This is a genomic window from Halomonas citrativorans (genome assembly GCF_900163645.1).
Lineage (GTDB): Bacteria > Pseudomonadota > Gammaproteobacteria > Pseudomonadales > Halomonadaceae > Vreelandella > Vreelandella citrativorans.
In genome coordinates, this window is record NZ_FUKM01000063.1 from 45,912 (window position 1) to 62,653 (window position 16,742).

The 16,742-nt window shown below is 56.2% G+C and carries 14 protein-coding genes; 9 read left to right on the plus strand and 5 right to left on the minus strand.

Annotation, left to right across the window (positions count from 1 at the left end; all coding sequences use genetic code 11):
* Nucleotides 1-32: 32 nt before the first annotated feature.
* Entirely contained in the window at nt 33-446 is a 414-nt protein-coding gene (locus CZ787_RS18265; protein ID WP_087111931.1) for a hypothetical protein, read from the minus strand.
* 312 nt (nt 447-758) lie between these two features.
* On the opposite strand from CZ787_RS18265, the gene CZ787_RS18270 reads away from it, so the two are divergent.
* The 9 genes from CZ787_RS18270 (at nt 759) to CZ787_RS18310 (ending at nt 10,222) form a co-directional block, all read left to right on the plus strand.
* The gene (locus tag CZ787_RS18270; RefSeq protein WP_087111933.1) at nt 759-1,571 is read left to right on the plus strand and encodes a sugar phosphate isomerase/epimerase family protein; all 813 of its coding nucleotides are present in this window, start codon (nt 759-761) and stop codon (nt 1,569-1,571) included.
* Between the two features lies 1 nt (nt 1,572).
* The gene (locus CZ787_RS18275; RefSeq protein ID WP_087111935.1) at nt 1,573-2,970 is read left to right on the plus strand and encodes a hypothetical protein; all 1,398 of its coding nucleotides are present in this window, start codon (nt 1,573-1,575) and stop codon (nt 2,968-2,970) included.
* Between the two features lie 28 nt (nt 2,971-2,998).
* Entirely contained in the window at nt 2,999-4,150 is a 1,152-nt protein-coding gene (locus CZ787_RS18280) for a Gfo/Idh/MocA family protein (protein ID WP_087111938.1), read from the plus strand.
* A gap of 1 nt (nt 4,151) precedes the next feature.
* Nucleotides 4,152-5,321 carry a dihydrodipicolinate synthase family protein gene (locus CZ787_RS18285; protein ID WP_087111940.1) on the plus strand — a complete coding sequence of 390 codons (1,170 nt, stop codon included), beginning with the start codon at nt 4,152-4,154 and terminating at the stop codon, nt 5,319-5,321.
* Nucleotides 5,318-6,157 carry a sugar phosphate isomerase/epimerase family protein gene (locus tag CZ787_RS18290; RefSeq protein ID WP_087111942.1) on the plus strand — a complete coding sequence of 280 codons (840 nt, stop codon included), beginning with the start codon at nt 5,318-5,320 and terminating at the stop codon, nt 6,155-6,157. Before CZ787_RS18285 ends, CZ787_RS18290 begins: the two co-directional genes overlap by 4 nt.
* A gap of 174 nt (nt 6,158-6,331) precedes the next feature.
* On the plus strand, nt 6,332-7,366 hold the full coding sequence (locus CZ787_RS18295; RefSeq protein ID WP_176372258.1) for a Bug family tripartite tricarboxylate transporter substrate binding protein: 1,035 nt from the start codon (nt 6,332-6,334) through the stop codon (nt 7,364-7,366).
* A 99-nt stretch (nt 7,367-7,465) separates the two neighbouring features.
* Entirely contained in the window at nt 7,466-7,987 is a 522-nt protein-coding gene (locus CZ787_RS18300) for a tripartite tricarboxylate transporter TctB family protein (RefSeq protein WP_087111944.1), read from the plus strand.
* Nucleotides 7,988-8,009: 22 nt separating this feature from the next.
* The gene (locus CZ787_RS18305) at nt 8,010-9,554 is read left to right on the plus strand and encodes a tripartite tricarboxylate transporter permease (protein ID WP_217883902.1); all 1,545 of its coding nucleotides are present in this window, start codon (nt 8,010-8,012) and stop codon (nt 9,552-9,554) included.
* Between the two features lie 35 nt (nt 9,555-9,589).
* Complete coding sequence (locus CZ787_RS18310) at nt 9,590-10,222, plus strand: TetR/AcrR family transcriptional regulator (protein WP_087111946.1); 633 nt, start codon at nt 9,590-9,592, stop codon at nt 10,220-10,222.
* 103 nt (nt 10,223-10,325) lie between these two features.
* Here CZ787_RS18310 and CZ787_RS18315 read toward each other — a convergent pair whose 3' ends face one another.
* The 4 genes from CZ787_RS18315 to CZ787_RS18330 are packed head-to-tail and all read right to left on the minus strand — an operon-like array spanning nt 10,326 to nt 16,718.
* A complete protein-coding gene (locus CZ787_RS18315) occupies nt 10,326-11,030 on the minus strand; it encodes a response regulator (protein ID WP_087111948.1) in 705 nt (234 codons plus the stop codon).
* Between the two features lie 17 nt (nt 11,031-11,047).
* Nucleotides 11,048-12,448, minus strand: a complete 1,401-nt coding sequence (locus CZ787_RS18320; RefSeq protein WP_087111951.1) for an ATP-binding protein — start codon at nt 12,446-12,448, stop codon at nt 11,048-11,050.
* Entirely contained in the window at nt 12,448-15,543 is a 3,096-nt protein-coding gene (locus CZ787_RS18325) for an efflux RND transporter permease subunit (protein WP_087111953.1), read from the minus strand. The genes CZ787_RS18320 and CZ787_RS18325 overlap by 1 nt, the downstream gene beginning before the upstream one ends.
* Nucleotides 15,543-16,718: an efflux RND transporter periplasmic adaptor subunit gene (locus CZ787_RS18330; protein ID WP_087111955.1), complete on the minus strand. Its 1,176-nt coding sequence runs from the start codon at nt 16,716-16,718 to the stop codon at nt 15,543-15,545. The genes CZ787_RS18325 and CZ787_RS18330 overlap by 1 nt, the downstream gene beginning before the upstream one ends.
* Nucleotides 16,719-16,742: the final 24 nt, after the last annotated feature.

Genomic DNA, 16,742 nt, shown 5'->3' on the forward strand with positions numbered 1-16,742 from the left:
GGGCGTTTTGACAACACGTAGTTATCAAGTTTTTACTCGCTAGCGGTTTTCGCAGCGTCTTCATGCTGATCACGCGGGCCGTGTCTACCGTGGCCTCTACCATCCCCGTGGTGCTCGTCACGCATTTCTTTCATGGCGTTCTTTAAAGACTCGCGCTCCTCTTCGGAAAGAATATCCGCAACTTTATCCTGATGCTCTTTACGCAACGCCTGCATGGCCTGGAAGTGCTCTGCGTTTAGCTCATTGAGGGCCGTTTGCTGCTCCTCGTTCAAACCGGCGCGGTCGTACACTTCATGGCGGCGCTCTTCCATGCGCTGCGAGAAGGCTTCGCGGTCAGCGCCTGAATGACGACCTTCATGCTGGTCTGCCTGTGCAACCACAGCAAGTGGGGTTAGCGCGATAGCCAGCAGAGCCGGGGCAAACATTTGGCGTAATGACATTTTCATAACGTACCTCCTGGTAAGTTGACAATGTCAGTATCGAACGGGGGAGTGCAAACCGTATGCACGGAGTGTGCAATAACGGTGATGATCCCTTCAATCGTGTAGCACCGATTATAGAGCTCAATGTTGGTAGGGGATTGGTGCCGTGCAAGGTTGGCAGTGGGCGGGTGGGATGGCGCCGCTTACTTCAGAAATTTGTATAAGTTTTTGTACGTCATTTTGGCCAACAATCCGACTTAAACAAGGATTGACAGATCAAGTGGCTATTGCTAGTTTTTAAGTAACTAAACGGTTATAAAAATAAAAAGGTAGCCAATGCGAATCTCACTGTGCAATGAAGTTTTGGCACATCTTGATTTTGAACATCAGTGCCAGTACGCCTATGGTCTGGGGTATGACGGTCTTGAAGTCGCGCCTTATACCTTGTCAGATAATCCTGAACATTTGTCCGAAAAAGAACTTCTTGGTTACAAAGCTATGGCCGAGGATGCCGGAATCGCTATTACCAGTCTGCATTGGCTACTGGTGGCGCCGAAGGGCTTATCCATTGTCGATCCTGACAAAACCTTGCGTGAGCAGACGTTCGAGTTGATGTATCGACTGGTTGATCAGTGTGCAGTTCTCGGTGGTTCTGTGCTGGTGCATGGATCACCTAGCCAACGCCTCTTGAGCCGTGATGGGGACCGGGAGCGCGCGGAAGCGTTCTTTGATGCAGCGGGAGAGCGGGCAGCGCAGGCAGGTGTTACCTACTGCATTGAACCGCTTGCGCGCAGGGAGACCAACTTCATTAACACCCTGTCGGAAGCTGTAGAACTGGTTAAGCGACTGGGCCGGCCTCATCTGAAAACCATGCTGGATACATCCGCCGCGGCTAATACCGAAACCGAAACACCTGCCCAGCTGTTGGAAACCTGGCTGCCATCCGGGCTGATCGCTCATATTCAAGTTAATGATCGCAACCGGCGTGGCCCCGGCCAGGGTGATGATCGTTTTCGAGGAGTGATTGAAGTGCTTGGGCGGCATGGTTGGACGGGAACATTGGCGGTAGAACCCTTTGTCTATGAACCTGACGGCCCAGCCACGGCGGCGCGCGCTATCGGTTACCTGCGCGGGCTCATGGAGGTATGAAATGAATGCTCCCAAACTGATTGTATTGTCAGCCGAGGCCTTTGAAAGAGACCTGCGCATGCGCCTCCCGTTTCGCTTTGGCGTGGTGACGCTGCGCGAAGCGACGCAAGTCTACTTGCGGATTAAGGTTCGGGATGCAGATACCGGACTTGAAGCTGACGGACACGCCGCTGAACTGATGGTGCCTAAATGGTTTGATAAATCACCTGCGCTGAGCGAAGCGGACAATGTTGATCAACTGCGCCGTTCAGTTAAGTGCGCCATTGATCTCACGCTGAATGCCGAAGACCCTTTGACCGCCGCCGACCATGCCTGGCGCCTGGATGCCAAACAGCGCAAAACGCTTTCTGATGAAAACGGGCTAGTGGCCGGTTTCGGCCCAGCGCTAATGGCCAGAGCCGTGCTTGATGCGCTGGCCCGGCTAAAAAAGCTCCCCTTTTACCAGGTTATTCAGCGCAACGTGGCGGGGCTTACATCCGAGCACTTGCCGGATGACCTTGAAGGTTTTGCGTTGGATGAGTTTCTGGCCAGCTTGCAACCCCGATCAAGCATCGCCTTGCGTCATACCGTTGGTCTTGCCGATGCCTTGACGCCCAACGACATCACTGAGCGCCTCGATGACGGTCTTCCCGAAAGTCTCAGTGAAGTGATCTATGTTTACCAGCCGAATTACTTCAAGTTAAAGGTCAGTGGCGATCTGCATACGGATCTACAGCGGTTGACCGATATAGCGGCGTTGCTGGAACGGCTGCCTGACTATCTAGTCACGCTGGATGGTAATGAGCAGTTCGCATCCGTGCAGCATTTCGTCGACCTGCTTGATGCCATCGAAGGAGCGCCTGCACTGCGCCGTCTGCGTCAAGCATTGCTCTTTGTAGAGCAGCCACTACCCAGAGCGTTGGCGCTGGACTGCCCGGTGCATGCGTTGTCACGGCGCGTCCCCCTGCTGATCGACGAAAGTGACAGTGAACTGAACAGTTATCACCGGGCTCGTGAACTTGGTTATCAGGGCGTTTCGTCGAAGAACTGCAAGGGCCTGTATCGCTCCCTGCTCAATCTTGCTCGAACACAGCACTGGCCAGGGGAGGGCTGGTTTTTGTCGGGAGAGGACCTGACCACTCAGGCAGGGCTTTGTGTGCAACAGGATCTAGCCCTGGTAGCGCTGCTGGGCTTGGAGCACGTTGAGCGCAATGGTCATCACTATGTGGACGGTATGAGTGGAGCGGCGGAGTCTGAAATGGACGCCTTCGCTCGAGCCCATCCTTCGTTATATCGACGTGACGAAAGTGGGCTGCATCTGCGAATTAATGAAGGGCGTATTGCCCTAGATTCGCTCGGCAGTATCGGTTTTACCAGCGAAGCAGTACCTGCGTATGACGTTATGCGCGTCATAACCTAACGACATAAAAGCAACAAGAGGATAGTCAATGGCTACACAATCTTTAGGCATCATCATGAATGGCATTACGGGCCGTATGGGCATGAATCAGCACCTGATTCGGTCGATTCTGGCTATTCGCGATCAAGGCGGTGTCACCCTGAGTAATGGCGATCGAGTCATCCCCGACCCGATCCTGGTAGGCCGTAATGCAGACAAGCTCAAACGCCTTGCTGAAACCTACAAGGTGGAGCGCTGGACCACCGACCTGGATGCGGCGCTGGCCAATAAGGATGACCGCATTTTTTTCGACGCGGCCTCAACACAGTTGCGCTGTGAATTACTGCGCAAGGCGATCAGTGCGGGCAAGCACGTTTATTGCGAGAAACCGATTGCTGAAAACCTGGCCGATGCCCTCGATATCGCCCGTACCGCCGAACAAGCGGGTGTCAAGAACGGTGCTGTCCAAGACAAGCTCTGGCTTCCCGGTTTGCTGAAGCTAAAACAGCTTAACGATACCGGCTTCTTCGGGCGCATTTTGAGTGTCGATCTGGATTTCGGCTACTGGGTGTTTGAGGGTGACACCGTGCCTGCACAGCGTCCTTCCTGGAACTACCGCAAGGAAGATGGCGGCGGCATGATCCTGGACATGATGTGTCACTGGCGCTATGTCATCGATAACCTTTTTGGTGAGCCGACATCTCTGGTGTGCTTGGGTAAAACGCACATTCCCGAACGCTGGGATGAAAACGGTAATGTCTACAAGGCAACGGCTGATGACGCTTGCTATGCGACGGTGGAGCTCGATAACGACGCTATCGTGCATATCAAGTCGAGCTGGAACACCCGGGTGCGCCGCGATGACCTGGTGACCTTTCATGTTGATGGCACCCATGGTTCAGCCGTCGCAGGCCTAACCGATTGCTACATTCAGCCACGTGAGGCAACTCCCAAGCCCACCTGGAACCCGGACCAGAAGCAGACAATGGACTTCTTCGGCGACTGGCAGAAAGTCCCCGAGCGTGAGTCGACCGATAACGCTTTCAAGCATCAATGGGAAATGTTCATCCGCCACGTGGTGGAAGACGCGCCTTACCGCTGGACGCTGCGCGAAGCGGCCAAGGGCGTTCAATTTGCCGAGCTGGCGCTGCAAAGTTCTGCCGAGCGCCGTTGGCTTGACGTACCTGCGCTGGAGAAGTGAAATGAGCCCCCGACTGATATTGCCTGACAATGTTGGCAAACCGGTTGCGTATCAACTGGGCGAACCACTGTCGTTCACGGAAAACCTTGGTGCTCCCAAATCGAGGGTTGCCTATGCAGCAGCTCATGTAGTGTCTGACCCGCTGGCGCTGGTTGATCCCTGGCTGGGTACTGCCATTGACTGGGAGCGTACCATCGACTATCGGCGGCACCTGTGGCATTTGGGTTTTGGTGTTGCCGAATCGATGGACACGGCTCAGCGAGGCATGGGACTGGACTGGCCGACTAGCCTGGAACTGATTCGTCGTTCAATCGACGCCGCGCGCGATATGCCAGGCGCCACCCTGGCATGCGGTTGCGGTACTGACCACTTGGGGCCGGAGAACTACAAGGATATAGACGGAGTCATCCGCGCCTACGAAGAACAGATGAGCGCGATTGAAGCCTTGGGTGGACGACTGATCATAATGGCCAGCCGCGCATTGGCGGCCTTGGCTACCTCGCCAGAGGATTACGGCCGCGTCTATGACCGGCTGCTATCTCAGGCGCAGGAGCCGGTCATTCTGCACTGGCTTGGCGATATGTTTGATCCGGCTTTAACCGGTTACTGGGGGCATGCTGATACAGAACAGGCCATGGAGGTTTGTATCGACATTATTGCTCGCCACGCCGCCAAGGTAGACGGTATCAAGATCTCGCTGCTGGATGCGGACAAGGAGATCTCCATGCGTCGGCGTTTGCCCGCTGGCGTAAAAATGTACACGGGAGACGATTTCAACTATCCCGACCTGATCGCCGGTGACGAACAGGGCTATAGCCATGCGTTGCTGGGTATCTTCGATCCTATCGCCCCGGCAGCCGCCGCCGCCATGGCTGCATTGGACGCGGGGGATCTAGACACCTATCACCGAATATTTGCGCCAACAGTGCCACTGGCTCGCCATGTTTTTGCCGCACCCACGCGTTTTTACAAAACGGGTGTAGTGTTTCTGGCTTACCTGAACGGTCATCAGAATCACTTCACCATGGTTGGCGGGCAGGAAAGCACCCGCTCTACCTTGCACTTGGCCGAGCTGTTCCGGCTCGCTGACCAGGCCGGGCTGCTGCGTGATCCGGAATTGGCCACGCAACGCATGACGCACGTAATGGCAACGCGGGGGGTGGCGCAATGATCGCACAACCACTGACGGACTTTAGCCGACTGTCGATTAATGATGCCACGACCAAGGTTCAATGGACCCTGGAAGAGGAAATTCGTGGCTATGCTGACATGGGCATCCATGGAATTTCCATCTGGCGCGACAAGCTGGAAGAGTGCGGGGTAAGCAAAGCGGCCCAGCTGCTACGCGATAACAACATGACCGTTACCGGCGTTTGTCGCGGCGGTATGTTCCCGGCGACCACGCGAGAGGCCCGCAAGGCCGCGGTTGAAGACAACTGGCGCGCCATAGATGATGCCGCGCAACTGAATGCACAGTGCTTAGTGCTGGTGGTGGGTGGCCTGCCGGAACACTCCAAGGATATCGCCGGTGCCCGCCAGATGGTCCTCGATGGAATGCATGGCATTGTTGAACATGCCCGCCAGGCAGGTATGCCGTTGGCCATAGAACCACTGCATCCGATGTACGCGGCAGACCGCGCCTGCGTCAACACCATGGGCCAGGCTAATGATCTATGCGATGTGCTTGGCGAAGGCGTCGGCATAGCGCTCGATGTCTTCCATGTGTGGTGGGACCCAGAGTTGAAGAAACAGATACAGCGGGCTGGCAAGGAACGGCTATTGGCTTTCCATATCTGCGACTGGCGCATGCCGATGTCTGACATGCTGCTGGATCGCGCCATGATGGGCGATGGCGTCATTGATATACCGCTGATTCGCAGCTGGGTCGAAGCCGAAGGCTACCAGGGCTTCCATGAGGTGGAGATATTTTCTGCGGATCATTGGTGGAAGAAGCCCGCCGAGGAAGTGCTTCAGGTGTGTAAGGAGCGTTATCTGACGGTGGTGTAAATCAATGACACTGTGATCAAAACGAAACTGTGATTAAAGCTAAGCCGTAATTAAAACCAAAGCGCGACGATTACTATAAAAATAAACGTATCAAACGTGTTCGGAGTCCATGAATCCCTTTGAGCAAACGAGAGCGGCTTTAAAGTCGCTTAAATAACAACAACGGAGAGAGCTATGAATGTCATTAAGACCACACTGAGCAGCGGTTTAATAGCGGCTGTCACCTTAACGGGGTCCGCGCTGGCGGAAGATTGGCAGCCCACGAAACCCATTAACATCATCGTGCCTTGGGGCGCGGGCGGCTCTACTGACCAGGTGACCCGAGTAACCGCCGCTCTCCTGGAAGAGCACTTGGGTCAGAGCGTGGTGGTGGTAAACCAAAGCGGTGCCTCCGGTGCTATTGGTACACGGGAAGTGTTGGAATCCGCACGAGATGGCTACACTTGGACCGCCAATGCCATCGCCAATAATGCTAACTACTCAATTACCGGTCTGATTGAAGACACGGATATTGATGATTGGCATATTTACCTGTCGGTCGCTAACGTGCCGGTGGTCAGCGTCCCCTCCAACAGCGAGTTCGATAGTTTCGGCGAGCTACTTGAGGCATTGAACGAACGTGGCAATCAAATCACCGTGGCAACCGCTGGAGTGACATCCTCCGGCGGGACCGCTATTGCCACGCTCAGCGATGAGGGCGGCCTTGACTACAACATGATCACCTACGACGGTGGCAATCCCGCCGTGGTGGCGGCAGCACGCGGCGAAGCCATGCTGACCACTCAGCTGGCCGTGGAACAGGCCGAGATGCTCCGTGGCGGGCGGCTTAAGCCTTTGGCCGTGTTAAGTGATCGTTCCTTAACGATTGATGGCATGGACGAGCCCATTCCGCCCATCACTGAATGGCTGCCCGACATACACGTCGCACCTGACTACTTCGGGATTTTCATCCCGCGTGGCGCGCCGGATGAAGTCGTCGCCACCATGGACCGCATCTGGGAGGAGCATATTATGACGTCCCAGGAACTGCAGGATTATGCGGACAGGCAAGGCGCCATCTTTGACCCATCCTATGGCGATGAAGCGCGTGAGCGGGCCATGCCGATCGCTATTCAAGAAGCCTGTGCCTACGTTGACCGCGGCGAGGCTGAGATTGATCCCATCGAAATCGGTATTGATTGTGAAACGCGCAGCGAAGTGTCCCAGTGACAGTGAGGGCGGCCGGGAAGGCTGCCCCTGCTTTTTACCCAAGCCTGTGGTTCCGTTCATCTATCAATGTTATTTGCCTACCCATAGGAGAAATGACCGATGACGAATAACTCCAACCGTTTGAGCCAAGCCGACCTGGTCACCGGCATTGTATTTGTGGTGTTGGGTCTAACGGTCTTCTATTTGTCCTGGACCATGCCACGCCTTGAGTCGAGAGGTATACATCCTTCAACCATTCCCGGGTTGGTACCCATGATTCTGGGTGGTTTGCTGGCGCTCAGCGGTCTGCTCTTGGCTTTGCGCTCTTGGCGTCAGGGGGCGAGTAGGCACTTCAGCCCCCTAAATAGCCTGCGCGCTATGCTGGCTAACGAAGAATCCCGACGTCTGTTGGCCATGTTAATTCTAACGTTGAGCTATGCACTGATATTGGTCGGCTGGTTACCGTTTTGGCTGGCTACCGGTGTGTATATTTTTGTCTCAATCGTATTGTTTGAGCGCTATTTGACCGCTAAACCCGTGCCATTGGCGCGTTGCTTGATCCTGGCAGGCATCCAATCGGTAGTGGTGGCGTTGGTAGTCACGCTGGTATTCCAGGAAATTTTCCTGGTGCGTCTGCCATGAAGGGCTCTATGAGGAAGTCACTATGTTTATGATGGAAGAACTCGGCATGCTGGCCCAAGGCGTGGGGCATTTTATGACCCCAATGAGCCTTTTTAATATTGCCTGGGCGAGCCTGCTGGGAATTGTTATCGGCATGTTGCCGGGCCTGACAGCCACCATGGGGGTGGCGTTGCTGGTAACACTCACCTACGGCATGCCGGGTGACCAAGCCATTCTGACGCTGATCTGTATGTACGTTGGGGCCATTTACGGTGGTGGACGCAGTGCCATTTTGCTGAATATCCCCGGCACTCCAGCCAGCGCAGCAACCAGTCTGGATGGCTACCCACTGGCCCAGCAGGGGAAGGCCGGTTATGCAATGGGGCTGGCCACTACAAGCTCGGCGATTGGCACCTTCGTTGGTATTTTCTTCCTGGCCATACTGGCATCCACACTGGCCGAGTTTGCTTTCAATTTTGGTTCCTATGAGTTCTTCTGGCTGGCGGTCTTTGGGGTTGTCATCTCTGGGCGATTGACCGGTGCCGACGATCCCTTGAAAGGTTATATCGCCGGGTTGCTTGGCTTGCTGGTGGCCATGATCGGGATGGAAAGCCTGCATGCTTTCCGGCGCTTCGATTTTGGCATTTCCAATCTTTCAGGCGGCATCGACATTATCCCCGCCATGGTGGGGGCCTTCGGGTTTGCTGAAATTTTGACCGTTATGCGGCGTAAGCTGGACGCCCAAGTAATTGTTTCTCAAGGGCGCACTATTCCTCACTTTAGGGATGTCTGGAATTACCGCCGAACGGCGATTCGATCCGGAATCATTGGAACGATAGTGGGCATTATCCCCGGTGTGGGCGAAGATATCGGCAGCTGGTCTTCCTATGCCGCCGCACGTCGCGCCAGTAAGGAAAAGGAAAAATTTGGCAAGGGTTCGTATGAAGGGCTGACCGCAGCAGAAACCGGTAATAGTGCTGTCATTCCTGGCGCGCTGATCCCGGTGTTAACGCTGGCAATCCCCGGCTCTACCGCCTCCGCCGTCCTCATCGCCGCCATGTATATTCATGATATTCGGCCAGGCCCAATGCTGATGATTGAGAACCCGGATTTTCTCTATCAGGTTATTGCGATGCTGCTGTTCACCACGGTGGCCATTACTATCTATGGTCTATCGATGACCAAATTGCTGGTCAAAGTATTGAGCGTACCTCGGCAAAAATTGATGCCGGTGATCTATGTGCTCTGCGTGGTGGGTTCGTTTGCCATTTCCCAGCAAATGTTTGACGTCTACGTGATGGTATTCTTCGGGTTAGCCGGCTACCTGCTGCGAGAAATGAAGTATCCCATGGCACCTATTGTGCTGGGCATCATTCTGGGTAGCTTGCTCGACACCAACCTCCGCCGAGGGCTTGCGCTGACCGGAGGTGACATGACCCCTTTCTTTACCCGCCCGGTGAGTTTGGTACTATGTCTAATTAGCGTTATTGCAATCCTGCTGAGTATCCCGGCTGTTAACCGCCTGCTCTTGCGAGGTCTGAAAAAGGTGAGGCTAGTAATAAAATGGCCTGTCAAAAACGGAGCGTAATGCGGTCATTCGAATAACTTACAAGGTGCTTATCAGTGGGTCGTAAACGCAATCCGGACTTAACTCGACAAGACATTCTTAAAGCTGCGCACGATGAATTTTGCGAGCGGGGCTTTGAGGGTGCTCGCGTCGACAGCATTGCAGAAAAAGCCGGTGCTAATAAACGCCTGCTTTACCATTACTTTGGCAATAAGGAAGAGCTCTACAAAATCGTATTGCTGGGCGCTTATCAGACGATTCGTGCTGGCGAGCGAGAGTTAAGCCTGGATCAGTACTCGCCGGAAGAAGCCATGGATCGGCTAGTGCGTTTTACCTTCCGGCATTTTCATCAGAACCCCTGGTTCTTGCGCCTGTTGACGACGGAAAATCTCAACTATGCACGCTTTTTGAAAACGCTGCCGGAAGTGAAGCAACTGCATTCACCGCTGGTTGCTCAAATCCGAACTCTGATCCAGCGGGGTGCAGAAAAAGGCGTGTTCCGGCAGGATGTGGACCCGATTCAGCTGTACATTTCTATCGCCGCATTAGGGTATTTCTACATCTCTAATGTCCATACGCTGTCGATCATTTTCGATAAAGATCTTTCGCACATTGCCATGATTCAGGAACGTGAAGCACACGCTGTCTCCATGGTGCTGGATTATCTGCGCTATCGAAAAAGCGACTGACAGCCAAGGCTCATCTGCCAAGCCGCGTTCAAGGCGGCTTGGTCAAATGCTGAGCTCTGATAGCCGGTTGTGGGGGCGCTTGTAGGCCTTTGAATCCTGCGGGTTAGCCCTCGGGCTGATATTTGTACCCTACCCCATACACCGAACGAATGATCTCCTGCTCGGGGAGGGCTTCGGTGATTTTTTTGCGCAGCTTTTTAATATGGCTGTCGACGGTGCGTTCAGAAACAATCCGGTTGTCGCGGTACATATGATCCATTAGCTGCTCACGGCTAAAGATTCGTCCAGGTGACTGCATCATTACCCGCAGCAGCTGAAATTCAACCGCGGTGAGGCCCAGGTCATGGCCGTTGGCTAGCGCCTGCCAGCCATCGTCATTTAGGGTCACGGGGGTTGAAACCGCTACCTCAGGGGTGTGGGCCTGTTCGGCAAGTGCTTGGCTGCGGCGTAGTACCGCTTTCACGCGGGCGACTACTTCGCGGGGGCTGAAAGGTTTGCAGATATAGTCATCGGCGCCCAGCTCCAGCCCTAGCAGTCGGTCTACTTCCTCTACCTTGGCGGTCACCATAATAATCGCGATAGCAGGCCACGCCTGACGTATTTCCCGGCAGAGCGTCAAACCATCCTTGCCGGGCAGCATGACATCCAAAAGCACCAACGTGGTGGGGTGCTGCTGCAACCAGGGTATCACATTGTCGCCATGACCTAGCGTTGCAACATTAAAACCGTGGGAGCTTAAATAATCATCCATGAGGCGGGCAATTTTGGGCTCGTCCTCAACAATCAATAGCGGGGCGTCTTGGGACATGGCGGGCTCGCTTGTCATTAATGGGAAGTCAGTAACGGAAAACGTAAGGTCCAGCAAAGCCCGCCTAGCGGAGCATTGGATGCCTCAAGCGTTGCACCGTGCGCAATCACCAGGGCGCTTGCAATGGATAGCCCCAGGCCGCTACCGCCGCTTGCCCGGTTGCGTGACCCTTCAACACGGTAAAGGCGCTCGGTAAGTCGGGAAAGCTCACTTTCTGGAACGCTCGGTGCGCTATCCTGCCAAACAATCACTGCGTGGGCACGCTCAATGTTGAGCGTTACTTGAAGTTTTCCCGGTGCATCGGTGTAGGCACAGCTGTTATCCAACAGATTATTCCATAGCTGATGCAGTCGCTGGGCATCACCTCGAATTATCACGTCGGGGGCAATGTGCGTCGTGAGCGTAAGGCCGCTGCCATTGAGCCAACGGTCTGCATCTTCAAGGCGGCTGGCCAGGCTTTCGCTAAGATTCATGGGGGCCAGATGAATATCAAGCGCGCCAGCATCGCTTTGCGAAAGCAGGCGTAAATCGGCGACCAGGTGCTCAAGTTGGGCAACTTCCTGTGCCAGCGAGCTGAGGTTTTCCTGATTTAGTGGGCGAATGCCGTCCTGCATGGCCTCAATCTCTCCACGTAGCACGGCCAAGGGCGTGCGCAGTTCGTGGGCGGTGTCGGAGACCCAGCGTGCACGGGCGTCACGGTTGGCTTCTAGCGTCGCCGCCAGCACGTTGAAATCCCGCGCCAAACGGGCAAGCTCATCCCGACCACGCTCAGGTAGGCGAGTATGGTAGTTGCCTTCGGTAAGCCGCCGCGTGGCGATAGCCAGTGCCCGCGTACGTCGACTTAACCACCACGAGAGCCCAGCGGCCAGCAGCAGCGATGCTAGTCCAATCGAGATAACAATAATTACCAGGTTGCGCTGTTGAAGTTCTAGAAAGCGATTTTCCATGCGCTCCATCATCTGCTGAGGAGGGCGAAACCCTAACGAGCCAATGGCCTCGTTGTCGCTGTGGAGCGTGAGCCAGCGCCAATCGCCGGGGCCCATGCGGCCATTCATGGGCGGAATGACAAAGGCGCCGTTTGGCGCACGCAGCGCAAAATCCTGCGCTTCGCCCAGGGGGGAGGGGCGTTCACGATGCTCCTGACCCAGTTCAAAGCGTACGATATGCGGCCAGCGTTCCGGGTTGTGTTCAAGCCAGCGCCAGTCCTGCTGGGTTTCCCAGCGGGTAATCAAACCATCGGCCAGCAGCATGGCACGGCGTTCCTGGGCCTGGTTTAAATAGTCGATAAAACCACGGTCGATACTGTAGGAAACGGCTAGAAACATGGTGGCGGAAATGGCCACGTTAACGCTGAGTATGGCCGAGAACAGCTTTAGTCCTAGCCGGGATGGACGCCAAGTGGGCAAGGTAACGGCCATCAGGAAGTGCCCTCCTGAAGGGGTTGGCGAGGCATGCTAAGACGCTCACGCCAGTTCTCCAGGCCCAGGTAAAGGCAGGGCACCAGTATCAGCAAAATGGCCGTCGCGAAGATCATGCCAAAGCCCAGCGAGATCGCCATGGGGATCATAAAACGCGCCTGTCGCGAGGTTTCCAGAATCATAGGCGCCAGGCCCAGAAAGGTGGTAAGCGTGGTCATCATGATAGGCCGCAGGCGCCGGGTAGCCGCCGCCACAATGGCTGCGCGAGGCGCCATCCCTTCGCGCCGCTTGCGGTTGGCGTAATCAATCAGTACCAGCGCATCGTTAATCACCACACCGGAAAGCGCCAGCATGCCCAGTAGACTGATAATCGAAAGCCCAAACCCCATAATCATGTGGCCCACCACAGCACCAACAACGCCAAACGGAATGGCCGCAAGCACCAGCAAGGGCTGCAAATAGCTTCTGAAGGGAATCGCCAGCAGTGCGTAAAGTGCGGCCAGCATCAGCCACATGGCGGTGCGAAGGGCTGCCAGGTTGTCGGCGGTATCCTGCTGGCGGCCGCCCAGGCTGACCTCAAGCCCCGGCCAAGAGTTTGTAAGCGTTGGGAACACGTCTTCTTGAAGGGTGGCCAGTACCTGGTTAATGGTTTGATCGCCCTCTGAGTCCGCCGTCACGGTGATAATGCGCCTGCCATCAATGCGTTGCAGGCTGCTTGAGGCTTGACTTAAGGTAATGTCTGCCACACGAGCAAGCGGCACGCTAAGCCCGTCGGGTGTGCGTACTGGCATGCGGTAAAGTTCGTTTAAGCTCGCGCGGTCGGCTTCGGGCAGGCGTACCTCTACGCTAATTTCGCTGCGGCCCACAAACTGCTCAACCGCCGTGGCACCTTGTAAAGGTCCGCGCAGTGCCTGGGCCAGGTCGCTGCCGGTCAGGCCTAGCGCCCGGCCTTCTGCGGAAAGGCGCATTTCAAGCTGGGGTTTGCCATCGCCAATCCCGCTGTCAATATCGGTCAGCCCATACTCACCAAGCACTTCGGCCAACCGGGTGGCGGCGGCTTCCAGCACTTGGGTATCGGGGTGAGATAAGCGCAGGCTAAGCGCAGCGCCGCTGCCGGGGCCGCCAAAATCTGACTCAAAACGTACCGACTGGGCGCCCACTAAATCCCCCGCCAGCTCGCGCCATTCACCTGCAATACGTGAAGGTGGCCAGGCTTCCAGGCTGTCATTGGCGATATCGAGCCGTACCTGCAACTCTTCTCCGTCCAGGCGGCTGCGCGTGCTGCTAAAGGCCAGTGTCTCTTCGCGCTCGCTCAACTGCTGGGCGGCGTCCAGTAGCTGTTGGCTAAGTTCTCGGCTAACGCTGATATTGGTGCCAATTGGCAGCGTTACCGTTGCCTGAACTTGATCTGACTCTGCACGGGGCATGAGTGAAAAGCCCAGCCGTCCACTCATTGACCACGCTAGCACTACCACCAGCACCGCAACGCCGATGGAAACACTCAGTAAGCGTTGATTAAGTGCGCGTTGAAGAAACGGTTCAAACTGATGGTATGTAAAGTGATGCAGCCCGCCCTGCAGGCGCTGGCGCAACGCTTCCAGCGGCCGCTGCCAGGCCGGTGTTTCACGCGGTTTACGGCTATGCGCCAAGTGGGAGGGGAGGATAAACAGCGCTTCGGCCCAGGAGATTAAAAACACCGTGACGACCACAACGGGCAGGGTGGCAAACAGCATGCCCAAAAAGCCGGGTAAAAACAGCAAGGGCAGAAACGCCACGATATTCGACAAAATGGCAAAGGTGAGCGGAACGGCAATTTCACCGGCCCCTTTTACCGCCGCATCGCGCAGAGAGTAGCCTTCCTCGCGATAGCTATAGATGTTTTCGCCCACCATGATTGCATCATCCACCACGATCCCCAGCGCGATAATGAAGGCGAACATCGACATCATGTTCAGCGAGACGCCGATCCAGGGCAGGAACAGCATGGCGCCCAAAAAGGCAGTGGGAATACCCAGCGTGACCCAAAACGCCAGCCGCGCTTCAAGAAACAGTGCCATGAGCACCATCACCAGCGCCAGGCCCATCCAGGCATTCTTCAACAGCAGGCTTAAGCGGTCCTCGTATATTTCTGAGCTGTCGCGTGCAACGTCCAGGCTAACGCCCGGTGGTAGCCCCGCTCGCAAGCGCTCCAGCTCGCCGTATACCGCCTCGGAAATGCTGGTCGGTGTCTGGTGGCCCACCTGATAGATATTGACCGATAGGCCCGGCTCGCCATTGTAAAACTCTTCACGATCCGTTTCGGCAAAGCCGTTGCTCACGCGGGCGATATCATCCAGAAAAATGGGCGTGCCCTGGGCAGTGGTAAGGATTGGCAGGTCGGCAAACTCGGCGGCGCTGTTGCGTCGGCCTTGGTAGCGCACCAGCCACTCGCCTTCAGCCGTGGTGAGTTGGCCGCTTGCCAGGTCCAGCGCTTCAGCCCCAATGCGACTGGCAAGCTGCTGATGATCAAGCCCGTAGCGCTCAATAGCTTCTTCATCCAGATGAATCTGGATCTCGCGCTCGCGATTGCCCGAAAGCTCGGCGCGCGAAATACCCTCAGCGGCCTGCAGTTCAGCGCGCACATCCTCGGCGGCGTCGTGAAGGGCGGCAAGCCCAACCGAGCCGTAAACTTGAAGGCTGACCACACTGCGCGATCTGCCCGCTAGCGTGAAGCGGGGCGGGTCGGCGGCACTGGGTAGGGTAGTGATGGCGTTGACCGCCTGCTGAATATCCTGATAAACGCGCATCACATCGACGCCGTCAATCAGCGTCGCGCTGACCATACCGCTGCCTTCACCAGCGCTGGAGGTCAGCTCATCAATACCTTCTACATTCGATACCGCCGCTTCAACGGGGAGCAGTAGGCTCTGCTCGACATCTTCTGGCGTGGCGCCGGGGTAGCTGATGCTGACCTGAACAATTTCAATTTCAAACTCAGGAAAGACCTCTTTTTTTATCGCGAGCGATGCCATAAGCCCCCCCACGATAAACAGCAGCATCAGCAGATTAGGGGCAACGCCATGGTCAATCATCCAGGCAAGCGGACCGCGACGCATTAGCTGCTCTCCTCATCACGGGTGGGCGCATCGTTACGCGAGCGAACGCGAACCTGTTGTCCTTCCTGGGGCTGTGCAAGTCCTGAAATGACAACGCGCTGGCCAGGCTCCAAGCCACTGCGCACCAGCGCTTCATTTTCACCCCGATAGGCAAGCGACACCGTTGTGCTGTGTAGGCGGTCTTCATCATCCACCCACCAAACGCGCTCACCTGGGCGTAGCGCCGCTGAGGGCAGGGCAATCAGGTCTTCCTGCGCCTGAGTTTGAAAGGCTATTCGCATCACATCGCCCAAGCGCAGCGCGGGGCCATCGGTATCCAGCGCCAATGGGTCATTCACCGCAATCAACAGTTGTGCCTGAAGTCCGCTTTCTTCCAGATTAGGTAAAATCGATATCAGTGCGCCTTCCCGCGAAGCGCCTTCTGGCCAGCCCCGGCTGGTAATCGTGACCTGACTACCCGGCGCCAGCCATTCAAGTGCATCGCCGGGCAACGAGGCGCGCACCCAGAATTGCTCAACACCGACCAGGTTAATCACCTCGGTTCCTTGACTTAGCAGGCTGCCAGCGCCCACCAAGCGCTCTTGCACCATCGCCTTCCACGGGGCGGTCAGTGTTGCGCGCTCAAGGTTGAGCGCTGCCTGGTCGCGTATCACACGTGCCTGAGTAAGTTGAGCCTGGGCCTGGCGAAGTTGAGGCTCGCGCAGGACCAGCGAGCGTCGCTCGGCGGAAAGCTGGCGCCCAAACGACTCGTACTCACTACGGGCGCGCTGCTGTTCGGCATTTTCAAGCGCCACCTGCGCTTGGGCATTGCTTAGCTGGGCCTCGGCGTCTTCCAGGGCAAGGCGCAAATCGGCCTGGTCGATGTACGCTACTGGCGCGCCTTGCTCGACCACCCGGCCAGGCAGAACACCGTCCCCAAAGCGTTCCAACTGACCTGCCACGCGGCTGGCCAACAGGGCTGTCTGCTCGGCTTCTACTCGCCCAAAGCCGCTCAGTAGAGGTGAATGGGCGCTCTGTTCGACCGTCATGACATTGACGACAGGCGGCGTGGGTGGTGGAGGAGCACGCCGCTCAATACGCGGCGGCTGGTTGATAATCCACCAGGCGCAGGCTAAGCCGATGGCAAACACCAACAGGGCCAGTACGGCGCCTAAACGGACACGGCCTTGTTGCATCGAGGAGAAAGAGTCATGAGGTTT

Excerpts from the sequence above, each read along its gene's own strand:
- CZ787_RS18265 (WP_087111931.1), bottom strand. The coding sequence starts at position 446 with ATGAAAATGTCATTACGCCAAATGTTTGCCCCGGCTCTGCTGGCTATC.
- CZ787_RS18270 (WP_087111933.1), top strand. The coding sequence starts at position 759 with ATGCGAATCTCACTGTGCAATGAAGTTTTGGCACATCTTGATTTTGAA.
- CZ787_RS18275 (WP_087111935.1), top strand. The coding sequence starts at position 1,573 with ATGAATGCTCCCAAACTGATTGTATTGTCAGCCGAGGCCTTTGAAAGA.
- CZ787_RS18280 (WP_087111938.1), top strand. The coding sequence starts at position 2,999 with ATGGCTACACAATCTTTAGGCATCATCATGAATGGCATTACGGGCCGT.
- CZ787_RS18285 (WP_087111940.1), top strand. The coding sequence starts at position 4,152 with ATGAGCCCCCGACTGATATTGCCTGACAATGTTGGCAAACCGGTTGCG.
- CZ787_RS18290 (WP_087111942.1), top strand. The coding sequence starts at position 5,318 with ATGATCGCACAACCACTGACGGACTTTAGCCGACTGTCGATTAATGAT.
- CZ787_RS18295 (WP_176372258.1), top strand. The coding sequence starts at position 6,332 with ATGAATGTCATTAAGACCACACTGAGCAGCGGTTTAATAGCGGCTGTC.
- CZ787_RS18300 (WP_087111944.1), top strand. The coding sequence starts at position 7,466 with ATGACGAATAACTCCAACCGTTTGAGCCAAGCCGACCTGGTCACCGGC.
- CZ787_RS18305 (WP_217883902.1), top strand. The coding sequence starts at position 8,010 with ATGTTTATGATGGAAGAACTCGGCATGCTGGCCCAAGGCGTGGGGCAT.
- CZ787_RS18315 (WP_087111948.1), bottom strand. The coding sequence starts at position 11,030 with ATGTCCCAAGACGCCCCGCTATTGATTGTTGAGGACGAGCCCAAAATT.
- CZ787_RS18320 (WP_087111951.1), bottom strand. The coding sequence starts at position 12,448 with ATGGCCGTTACCTTGCCCACTTGGCGTCCATCCCGGCTAGGACTAAAG.
- CZ787_RS18325 (WP_087111953.1), bottom strand. The coding sequence starts at position 15,543 with ATGCGTCGCGGTCCGCTTGCCTGGATGATTGACCATGGCGTTGCCCCT.
- CZ787_RS18330 (WP_087111955.1), bottom strand. The coding sequence starts at position 16,718 with ATGCAACAAGGCCGTGTCCGTTTAGGCGCCGTACTGGCCCTGTTGGTG.